Source organism: Staphylococcus sp. GDH8C109P (assembly GCF_017893405.1).
Lineage (GTDB): Bacteria > Bacillota > Bacilli > Staphylococcales > Staphylococcaceae > Staphylococcus > Staphylococcus cohnii.
The window spans coordinates 98,485-108,382 of the sequence record NZ_JAESMX010000022.1 but is presented as its reverse complement, the minus strand read 5'-3'; the positions used below and the strand labels follow the sequence as shown (position 1 = coordinate 108,382).

General features: G+C 35.9%; 8 protein-coding genes. All 8 read right to left on the bottom strand.

Annotation, left to right across the window (positions count from 1 at the left end):
- Positions 1–619: 619 nt before the first annotated feature.
- The 8 genes from ilvA to ilvB all read right to left on the bottom strand — a co-directional run bounded on the left by ilvA (position 620) and on the right by ilvB (position 9,886).
- Positions 620–1,888: a threonine ammonia-lyase IlvA gene (gene ilvA / locus KA867_RS11800; RefSeq protein WP_210138153.1), complete on the bottom strand. Its 1,269-nt coding sequence runs from the start codon at positions 1,886–1,888 to the stop codon at positions 620–622.
- A gap of 27 nt (positions 1,889–1,915) precedes the next feature.
- Positions 1,916–2,491 (bottom strand): 3-isopropylmalate dehydratase small subunit, encoded by a 576-nt coding sequence (gene leuD / locus KA867_RS11795; RefSeq protein WP_019469534.1) that lies wholly within the window; start codon positions 2,489–2,491, stop codon positions 1,916–1,918.
- Position 2,492: 1 nt separating this feature from the next.
- Entirely contained in the window at positions 2,493–3,863 is a 1,371-nt protein-coding gene (leuC, locus tag KA867_RS11790; protein ID WP_210138152.1) for a 3-isopropylmalate dehydratase large subunit, read from the bottom strand.
- Between the two features lie 17 nt (positions 3,864–3,880).
- Positions 3,881–4,921 carry a 3-isopropylmalate dehydrogenase gene (gene leuB / locus KA867_RS11785; RefSeq protein WP_210138151.1) on the bottom strand — a complete coding sequence of 347 codons (1,041 nt, stop codon included), beginning with the start codon at positions 4,919–4,921 and terminating at the stop codon, positions 3,881–3,883.
- Complete coding sequence (locus KA867_RS11780; RefSeq protein WP_210138150.1) at positions 4,918–6,453, bottom strand: 2-isopropylmalate synthase; 1,536 nt, start codon at positions 6,451–6,453, stop codon at positions 4,918–4,920. The genes leuB and KA867_RS11780 overlap by 4 nt, the downstream gene beginning before the upstream one ends.
- 121 nt (positions 6,454–6,574) lie before the next feature.
- Positions 6,575–7,579 carry a ketol-acid reductoisomerase gene (gene ilvC / locus KA867_RS11775; RefSeq protein WP_210138149.1) on the bottom strand — a complete coding sequence of 335 codons (1,005 nt, stop codon included), beginning with the start codon at positions 7,577–7,579 and terminating at the stop codon, positions 6,575–6,577.
- A 46-nt stretch (positions 7,580–7,625) separates the two neighbouring features.
- Positions 7,626–8,099 (bottom strand): acetolactate synthase small subunit, encoded by a 474-nt coding sequence (ilvN, locus tag KA867_RS11770; protein WP_210138148.1) that lies wholly within the window; start codon positions 8,097–8,099, stop codon positions 7,626–7,628.
- Complete coding sequence (gene ilvB / locus KA867_RS11765) at positions 8,096–9,886, bottom strand: biosynthetic-type acetolactate synthase large subunit (RefSeq protein ID WP_210138147.1); 1,791 nt, start codon at positions 9,884–9,886, stop codon at positions 8,096–8,098. Before ilvB ends, ilvN begins: the two co-directional genes overlap by 4 nt.
- Positions 9,887–9,898: the final 12 nt, after the last annotated feature.

Below are 9,898 nucleotides of genomic sequence, written 5' to 3'. Positions count from 1 at the left end.
GAAGAACTGTAAACTGACAAAGGAAAGCGTTTGAAGCTGACGAAGTGAGCGAAAGACGAAACGAGCTTACAAGTGGTAAGTGAGTGAGGAAAGCGCGAAACTGAGAAAAGATGCGAGCGCTTGTCTGAAGTCAGGAAAGGTCCTTAGCGCCGAAGGTAGCTGACTTACGTTCCGCAAGAGTAGGACGTTGCCAGGCAAATAAGACCCGAAAGGGTCTCTTTTTTTTACCAAAAAGGAGCTTAACTTCCAGTTCGAAGAACTGTAAACTGACAAAAGAAAGCGTTTGAAGCTGACGAAGTGAGCGAAAGACGAAACGAGCTTACAAGTGGTAAGTGAGTGAGGAAAGCGCGAAATAGTAAAAGGAATGCATGAGCTAAAACTCATGCATAAGTACCGCTATCTCAATAAATTGAGAGTGGTGCTTTACGAGCGCTTGTCTGAAGTCAGGAAAGGTCCTTAGCGCCGAAGGTAGGTGACTTACGTTCCGTTAGAGTAGGAGGAAAAACGTAAATATATTGCATGAGGAAATGCTCATGCGAAAGTACTATTCGAACAATAGATTGAAAATGTTAAATACGCATTGAACGTAAAATAAAAAGTCTAGCTTACGCTAGACTTTTTAAATTAATAGTGAATAAAGCATTTTATTCTCATTAATGTAGATATTTGAAGGATCAAATTCATCTACATTTGACTTTAAGTTATCTAAATCTTGATGATTATTTAATTGTATACCGATGATAACAGTCCCTGTATTTTGAGAACTTTTTTTAAGATACTCAAATTTAGTAATATCATCTTTTGGTCCAAGCACATCATTTACAAATTCTCTTAATGCACCAGGTCTTTGTGGAAAGTTGAGAATGAAATAATGTTTCATTTCTTCAAATAATAAAGAACGTTCTTCGATTTCTTTCATTCGGTTAATATCATTATTACCACCACTTACGACACAAACAACTGTCTTACCTTTAATTTCTGAACGATATTGTTCTAATGCTGAAACACTCAAAGCACCAGCAGGTTCAGCAATAATTGCTTGTTTAGAATACATGTCTAAGATTGTTGAACATACAGCACCTTCATGTACTTGTACGTAGTCATCAACTACATTTTTGGCAATATCATATGTGATTTCACCGACTTTTGCTACAGATGCACCATCCACAAATTTATCAATTTCAGGTAAAGTCACAATTTGATTTTCTAGCACAACAGAAGCATACATACTACTAGCACCAGCAGGTTCTACGCCAATGATAGAAGTTTGTGGTGAATGTTCTTTAAAGTAAGTACCTACCCCTGAAATTAATCCACCACCGCCTATAGCTGCAAATAAATAATCAAATTGTACGTTATCCTCTTTAGATTGTTCTAAAATTTCTTTAGCTAGTGTACCCTGGCCAGCGATTGTATAAATATTATTAAATGGATCGATGAAATTCATTTTATGATCTTGTGTATATGTGAGCGCCTCTTTTAGACAATCATCAAATGTATCACCGGTGAGTACGACTTCAGCGTTACTTCCACCAAAAAATTTCACTTGATTTATTTTTTGAAGAGGCGTAGTCACAGGCATAAATATAACAGCATTTAAATTAAGTTTGTTAGCCGTGTATGCAACACCTTGTGCATGGTTACCTGCGCTTGCACATGTAATACCGTTTTGTCTATCACTTTCATTTAACGCTATAATTGCGTTATAAGCACCTCTTAATTTAAATGATCTAACCCATTGTAAGTCCTCTCTTTTTAAATAGACATCACAATCATATTTATGCGATAAGTAATGATCCTTTTGCAAAGGAGTTTCTTTAACAACATCTTTCAATTGTAAGAAAGCTTCATCTATATCTTTTGAAGAAACAGTTGTTTTAACAGCCATAAATTTCACACCTTTATTTAAGTTTCGTTAAAAAGTTTTTGACGTTTCATATGCTTGAATTTCATCTTCGTATTGTAGTGTTACCGCAACATCATCAAGTCCATTAACAAGTTTATTTTTCCACGTTCCATCAATGTCAAAGTGGAATGATTTATTATTTGCAGTTACTGTTTGATTAGGTAAGTCAACAGTGACTTTGCCTGCATTGGCAATATATTGACGCTCATCTGCATTTAATACGATAGGTAACATCGCATTTTTAGTACAATTCATATAAAATATATCGCTATAACTGCCAGCAATTATAATATCAAACCCATAATCTTTAATTGCCCAAGCTGCATGTTCGCGGCTCGAGCCACAACCAAAATTATCACCCGTTACTAAAATAGTGGCATCTTGGTATTCTGGTTTATTTGGATTGAAATCTGGATTGTCGGATCCATCTTCTAAGTAGCGCCATTCATCAAAGGCAAAAGGCCCAAAACCAGATTTAGAAATTCGTTTTAGGTGTACTTTTGGAATGATTTGGTCAGTATCTATATTATCATGAAACAGTGGCACAACTTTACCAGTATAGGTTGTGATTGGTTGAATTTCCATATTATACAACCACCTTTCTTACGTCTACAAACTTGCCGTTAATGGCGGCAGCAGCTGCCATAGCAGGGGAGACTAGATGTGTTCGTGCGCCTTTGCCTTGACGTCCTTCAAAATTACGATTACTTGTTGATGCACAATGCACACCAGCAGGTACTTGATCTGGATTCATACCAAGACACATCGAACAACCAGGTTCTCTCCATTCAAATCCAGCATTTTTAAATACTTTATCAAGACCTAGTTTTTCTGCTTCTATCTTTACAGTTCTAGACCCCGGAACAACGATTGCTGTAATATTAGGATGCACTTGATTTCCTTTTACAATATGGCTCGCTTCTATTAGATCAGATAGTCGTGCGTTCGTACAAGAACCTAAAAATACATAACCTAAATCAATGTCTTCTGCCTTTTGGCCTGGTTTTAACCCCATATAGTTGTAGGCACGTTCATCATTCACATCATTGATTTCGGGAAATGGTGTATTAAAGCTAACACCCATTTCAGGGCTAGTACCCCAAGTAACTTGTGGTTCTAAATCAGATACATATAGATGTATGATTTTATCAAAATTTGCATCTTCATCTGTGTATAATTCACGCCATTCGTCTACAGAGTATGCATAGTTTGTTGCATAGGGTCTTCCTTTAACATATTCAAATGTAGTTTCATCAGGAGCCATCATGCCATATTTTGCACCTGCTTCGATTGCCATATTACAAATAGTCATTCTCGCTTCCATTGATAGACTACTTATGGTTTCCCCAGAAAACTCAAGTGCATATCCAGTACCAAAGTCAACACCATGTTGGTTAATAAGATGTAAGATAATATCTTTTGCATATACACCTGTAGGTAATTTACCAGTTACATCAATTTTTAAATTTTTAGGCTTTGTTTGCCATAATGTTTGTGTTGCAAAAACATGTTCTACTTCACTCGTTCCAATACCAAATGCAATTGCACCAAAAGCACCGTGAGTGGCAGTATGTGAGTCTCCACATACGATTGTTTTTCCAGGTTGTGTAAGTCCGGTTTCAGGGCCGACCATATGCACAATGCCTTGTTCATCAGACCCCATATCAAAAATATGCACATCAAATTCTTTTGCATTTTTTTGAAGAGTTGTTATTTGTTTATTAGCAATTTCATCTTTGATATTAAAAATATCAATCGTAGGGACGTTATGATCTAGTGTGGCATATGTTAAATCTGGTCTGCGCAACTTTCTATTTTGTAGTCTGAGCCCTTCAAAAGCTTGAGGAGATGTGACTTCGTGTATAAGATGTAGGTCTATATATAATAATTGTGGGTCACCTTCTTTACCAGTTAAGACATGCTTATTCCAAACTTTGTCAAATAGTGTTTTACCCATATGACATCTCCTCCTTTTTAAAGATTTTGTTTAATGAATTTAAAAATATCTGTTGTTTTATAATTGCCATTGAGATCTTGAGTCGTTTTTTCATCTTCGATAAGTTGATATATGACTGATTCTAACTTTTGAGCTGCTTCAGGGGCATCAAGACTTTCTCTTAAACACATAACCACTGATAAAAGCATGCCAAATGGATTTGCAATATCTTTATTTGCAATATCTGGTGCAGAACCATGAATTGGTTCATAGAGTCTTGGTCCTTTTTCACTAAAACTCGCTGATGGCGAAAGACCGAGTGAACCAGGAATTACAGATGCCTCATCACTTAAAATATCTCCAAATAAATTTTCAGTTACAATGACGTCAAATTGAGAAGGATTTGTAATGATGTGCATTGCGCAAGCATCTACAAGTAAATGATTAACCTCAACCTCTGGATATTCATTAGATACATCATTTATAACTTTTCTCCATAATTTACTGGAAGATAGTACATTTTCCTTATCTACAGAAGTTAATTTTTTATGACGATTTTGAGCTAAATCAAAAGCAACCCTTGCAATTCGTTCTATTTCTGTACGTGTATATGTTAAGGAATCTAAAGCTTGATCTTCATTCCAATGTTTGGGTTCGCCAAAGTAAATACCACCTGTTAACTCTCTCACTAAAATAAAATCTGTACCAGCTACACGTTCTTTTTTAATAGGTGATAAATGACTAGTACCAGTTGTTACAATAGTGGGGCGAATATTAGCAAATAGACCTAATGCTTTCCGAATACCTAATAGACCTTGTTCAGGTCTATTATTGGGATCTGTCCATTTTGGGCCACCAACAGCACCCAATAGAATTGCATCGGCTTGTTTACAAGCGTTTAGCGTCGTATCTGGTAGTGGCGTACCATGATTATCAATTGCGATACCGCCAAAATCATGCGTTTCTATTTCATAGTTAAAATTATAGATGTCACTTAGTTGTGAAAGAATTTCTAGTGAGCCATTTAAAATTTCAGGCCCAATCCCATCCCCGGGAAGTGCTACAATCTTATAACTCATGAGTGAATACCTTCTTTCACTTCTGAATTAGAAACGTATTTAGCATGTGCTTCAACATAAGATTTACATGATGCTAACAAGATGTCATGGTCAATACCTACACCAGTAACAATTTGATATCCTATTTTAATTTGCACGTGAACTTCTGCTTGTGCATCAGTACCTTCAGTTACAGATTCAATGCGATAATCTATAAGTTCAGTTTTGCGATCGAAAATTCGATCTACTGCATTGTATACAGAAACAATTGAGCCAGTACCAATACTTGAGTCTTGATACGTATTTCCGTCCTTATCTTGAATAACTACGACAGCACTTTGTAGTCCATTTGAAACGAATTGTAGTTGTAGTGCCTCTACTTTATAGATGGCATTTTGTTCGTGTTCAGTACCTTGAATGAGCGCATGTATATCTCTGTCAGTAACTGCTTTTTTCTTATCAGCGATTGCTTTAAATTGTTTAAATAGTTCCTTTTGTTCTTCTGAATCTACATCATATCCCAACGCAACTAACTTTTCTGAAAAGGCATGTTTTCCAGATAATTTACCAAGTGGTAGTTCAGTTGTTTTGACGCCTACTAATTGAGGTGTCATAATCTCATAGGTTTCAGGGTTTTTAAGAACACCATCTTGATGAATACCTGATTCGTGACTAAATGCATTTTGTCCGACAATAGCCTTGTTTCTTGGGACTCGTATACCTGCATATCGTGCTATTAAATCAGAGGTATTTTTAGTTTCTTCAAGATTTATTTGTGATTGATTACCATAATGATCTTGTCGAACGTATAGGCCAAGTGCAACTTCCTCAAGAGCTGTGTTACCTGCACGTTCGCCAATACCATTTAAGGTGCCTTCAATGCGTTTTGCGCCATTTTCAATTGCGGCCATACTATTTGCAACTGCCAAGCCTAAGTCATCGTGACAGTGTGCACTATAAATAACTTCGTGATTCGTTTTAACGTTTTCTTGGAGTGTTTTGAAAATTTTGCCATATTCTGTAGGATAGCTAAATCCAACAGTATCAGGTATATTGATTACACTTGCTCCCGCATCAACTGCAGTTTGCACACATTCGATTAAGAAGGGCAGTTCTGTTCTTGTAGCATCTTCTGGTGAAAATTGAACTACGTCAAAATACTCTGTAGCATAAGCAACATGCTCTTTGATTGATGTTAACACTTCTTCTTTAGACATCATGAGTTTTGAGTCACGATGTATAGGGCTCGTCGCTAAAAACACATGTATTCTAGGTTTTACAGCCTCTTTTGTTGATTGGTACACTGCGTCAATATCTTTTTTTACACAGCGTGCTAAGCCACAAACAGCAGTAGTTGTTAATGCTTTAGAAATAGCTTCCACAGATTTAAAGCTACCTGAACTTGAAGCAGGAAAACCAGCTTCGATGATATCAACGCCCCATTTTTCAAGTTGCTTTGCAATTTTCAAGCGTTCATCGAATGAAAAGTTTACGCTTGGCGTTTGTTCTCCGTCTCTTAGTGTTGTATCAAAAATTTGAATATGGCTAGTCATTTTAAACATCTCCTAATAAATAGATTTTAGTTAAATATGATGTGTCGGCTGAAGAATCTTAACTTATCCTTAAAATAAAAGGGGACTTCGCTTGATTCTTCAGACCTCATCATATAACTAGTTATTTTTCAATACTCTTGGATTTAATGAACGGCATCATTTCACGTAAGTCTCTACCTACCGCTTCAATTTGATGTCCATGTTGTTCTTCACGTAGTTTATGGAATTCTTCAAAATTATTTTCATTATCTTTGATGAAACGATCACTGAAGTTTCCTTGTTGGATATCATTAAGTACTGCTTTCATATTATCTTTAACATCTGGAGTGATTACACGTGGTCCTGATACATAATCACCAAATTCAGCTGTATTTGAGATAGAATAACGCATGTTTTCCATGCCACCTTCATACATTAAATCAACAATTAATTTCATTTCATGTAATACTTCGAAGTAAGCAATTTCTGGTTGATAACCAGCTTCAACTAAAGTTTCAAAACCAGATTGAATTAGTTTTGTTGTACCACCACAAAGTACAGCTTGTTCACCGAATAAGTCAGTTTCTGTTTCTTCTTTAAATGATGTTTCTAATACGCCAGCACGTGTTGCGCCAATGCCTTTTGCATAACTTAACGCTAAATCAGTAGCTTCCCCGCTAGCATCTTGTTCAACTGCAAATAGGGCAGGTACAGCGCTTCCTTCAGTAAAGGTACGTCTAACTAAATGTCCAGGTCCTTTTGGTGCTACTAAGAATACATCTACTGTTTCAGGTGGTTGAATAACATTAAAGTGAATATTAAATCCATGTGCGAAAACAAGTGCATTATTTGGTTCTAAATTAGGCTCAATTTCTTCTTTATATACTTGTCCTTGAATTTCATCTGGTAATAATACCATGATGACATCAGCTTGTTTTGCTGCTTCATTTACAGGATATACTTCGAAACCATCATCTTTTGCTTTATCAAAAGAACGCCCTGGTCTGATGCCAATAATCACGTCATAGCCGTTATCTTTTAAGTTTTGAGCATGGGCATGTCCTTGTGAACCATACCCAATGATAGCTACTTTTTTACCTTGTAATGCATCTTTCGTTACTGATTGGTCATAATAAACTGTTGTCATAATAAAATCCTCCATGTTTTTAAATTATAGTTTGATAACTTGTGTTTTAAACTAAACCGGCTGAACCAGTTCTTGAAACTTGTTCAATGTTATATGATGATAGATCGTCTAATAAATTATCCATTGTATATTGTGGACCTGATGCTTGTAGATAGGTATAAGGATCTTCATTTTTTAAAATAGAGACTAGCGCATCATAAGGTTTAATTACTTTTTGTAAGTCTTGATGGTTGTTTGGTGTTTTTAATTTCACAAGCACCAATTCTCTGTTGTATGTGTTAGTATCAGTGATATCTTCTACATCAATGATGTTTATTTGTTTTTCCAATTGACTAATTAGATTTCTTAGAACATCTGAATCTGGAATTTCTGCTACGAATGTGATGTTAGAAACGCCATCTTCTCTAGTAGGTGTAACTGATAATGTGACAATATTAAATTGTCTACGAACAAAGATGCTCGTTAATCTATTTAAAGTACCAGCTTTATCTAAAACTCTTGTTCTAAATGTGCGTCTCATAATAATCCCTCCATCTCATAATTAGCTTTACCGCTAGGAACCATTGGATTAACTGGTTCGATAGGTGAGATACGAACATCAATTAATGCAGGACCATCATGTTTGAAAGCAGCATCTAGTTGTTCTTCTAAATGTGTTGGATCATCAATAAGGAACCCTTTAACATTGTATGCTTCACCTAATTTTAAGAAATCAGGTTGTCCATTAAATACAGAATGAGAGAAACGTTTGTTAAAGAATTTATCTTGCCATTGTTTAACCATACCTAACGTACCATTATTTATAATTACAACTTTTATATCTAAACCGTATTCTTCTAGTATTGCTAATTCTTGATTGGTCATTTGGAAACCGCCATCGCCTACAAAAGCTACAACTGTTTTATCAGGTTGAGCTAGCTTTGCACCGATTGCTGCAGGTATGCCAAATCCCATTGTTCCTAAGCCGCCACTCGTAACTAATTGACCATGATTTTTAAATGGATAGTACTGGGCAACCCACATTTGATGTTGGCCGACATCAGTAGTAACTACTGCATCACCTTGTGTAATTTCTCCTATATACTCAATTGTGCGTTGTGGTTTTGAAAACGTACCATCAGGGTCTTCACTGTATGCAAAAGGTTGTTCTGCTTTATTGTTAAAGCATTTTTCTAACCAGTCATCATGGTTGATTGAATAGCTATCGAATTCAAGTAAAGCTTCTAATGTTGCTTTACAATCTGCAATGATGCCTAAATCAACCTTGATTATTTTATTAATTTCTGATGGATCAATATCGATATGAACAATTTTTGCATTAGGTGCAAATTCATCAGGCTTACTAGCAAGTCTGTCATCAAAACGACTACCAAAGTTAATGAGTAAATCGCACTCTGTTAATGCCATATTGCTTGCATACGATCCGTGCATACCTCCCATACCTAAAAATAGGGGGTTTTCATATGGTATGGCACCTAAGCCTAATAAAGTGCTAACTACAGGCAATTGATGTCGGGTAACAAATTCAGTGAAAACTTTATTTGCTTTAGCGTGATTTATACCAGCTCCTGATAAAACAACTGGCTTTTTAGAAGTTTTTAAATAATCACGTAATTTTTGAATTTCTGTTTTGTCTGGTTGATTAGGAACTGAATAGCCAGGTAGATTCAATTCGTTTGAAATTTCTGCGTTAGTAGATAAGATTCCCATATCTTTGGGGAAGTCAATAACTACTGGTCCTTTTCTTCCTGTGTTAGCTACGTGAAATGCCTCGTGGATTATTTTTGGAATTTCATTTACATTTTTAATCTGATAGTTATGTTTAGTTATTGGCGTGGTCATTGAAAGCAAGTCTGCTTCTTGGAAAGCATCTTTACCAATACCAGCTGTTGCAACTTGACCTGTGATAACGACAAGTGGTAATGAATCACTATAAGCATCTGCAATACCAGTGATGGCATTGGTTGCTCCTGGTCCACTTGTAACGACAACAACACCAGTTTTTCCAGAAACTCGGGCATAACCTTCAGCAGCATGTGAAGCGCCTTGTTCATGTCTTGCTAGAATATGTTTAATTTTCCCATCATAAAATGTGTCATATAGTGGAAGTACAGCACCACCAGGATAACCAAATATAAAATCTACATCCTCATTTACAAGTGAATCTACTAATAATTCTGAACCAGATTTCATTTCATCAATAGTTTCTTTTTCTAATTCTACTTCGGGTTCAATTGCTTCTGCTGTTTCAAAATAATCTAAATTTTCTGATTTTTCATATTCAAGTATTTCAGTTTGTTTAGACATCATACTCACTCC

What these genes read in the sequence shown, in the direction of transcription:
- KA867_RS11780 (WP_210138150.1), bottom strand. Translation starts at nt 6,453, where the DNA reads ATGACTAGCCATATTCAAATTTTTGATACAACACTAAGAGACGGAGAA.
- leuC (WP_210138152.1), bottom strand. Translation starts at nt 3,863, where the DNA reads ATGGGTAAAACACTATTTGACAAAGTTTGGAATAAGCATGTCTTAACT.
- leuD (WP_019469534.1), bottom strand. Translation starts at nt 2,491, where the DNA reads ATGGAAATTCAACCAATCACAACCTATACTGGTAAAGTTGTGCCACTG.
- ilvN (WP_210138148.1), bottom strand. Translation starts at nt 8,099, where the DNA reads ATGAGACGCACATTTAGAACAAGAGTTTTAGATAAAGCTGGTACTTTA.
- ilvA (WP_210138153.1), bottom strand. Translation starts at nt 1,888, where the DNA reads ATGGCTGTTAAAACAACTGTTTCTTCAAAAGATATAGATGAAGCTTTC.
- ilvB (WP_210138147.1), bottom strand. Translation starts at nt 9,886, where the DNA reads ATGTCTAAACAAACTGAAATACTTGAATATGAAAAATCAGAAAATTTA.
- leuB (WP_210138151.1), bottom strand. Translation starts at nt 4,921, where the DNA reads ATGAGTTATAAGATTGTAGCACTTCCCGGGGATGGGATTGGGCCTGAA.
- ilvC (WP_210138149.1), bottom strand. Translation starts at nt 7,579, where the DNA reads ATGACAACAGTTTATTATGACCAATCAGTAACGAAAGATGCATTACAA.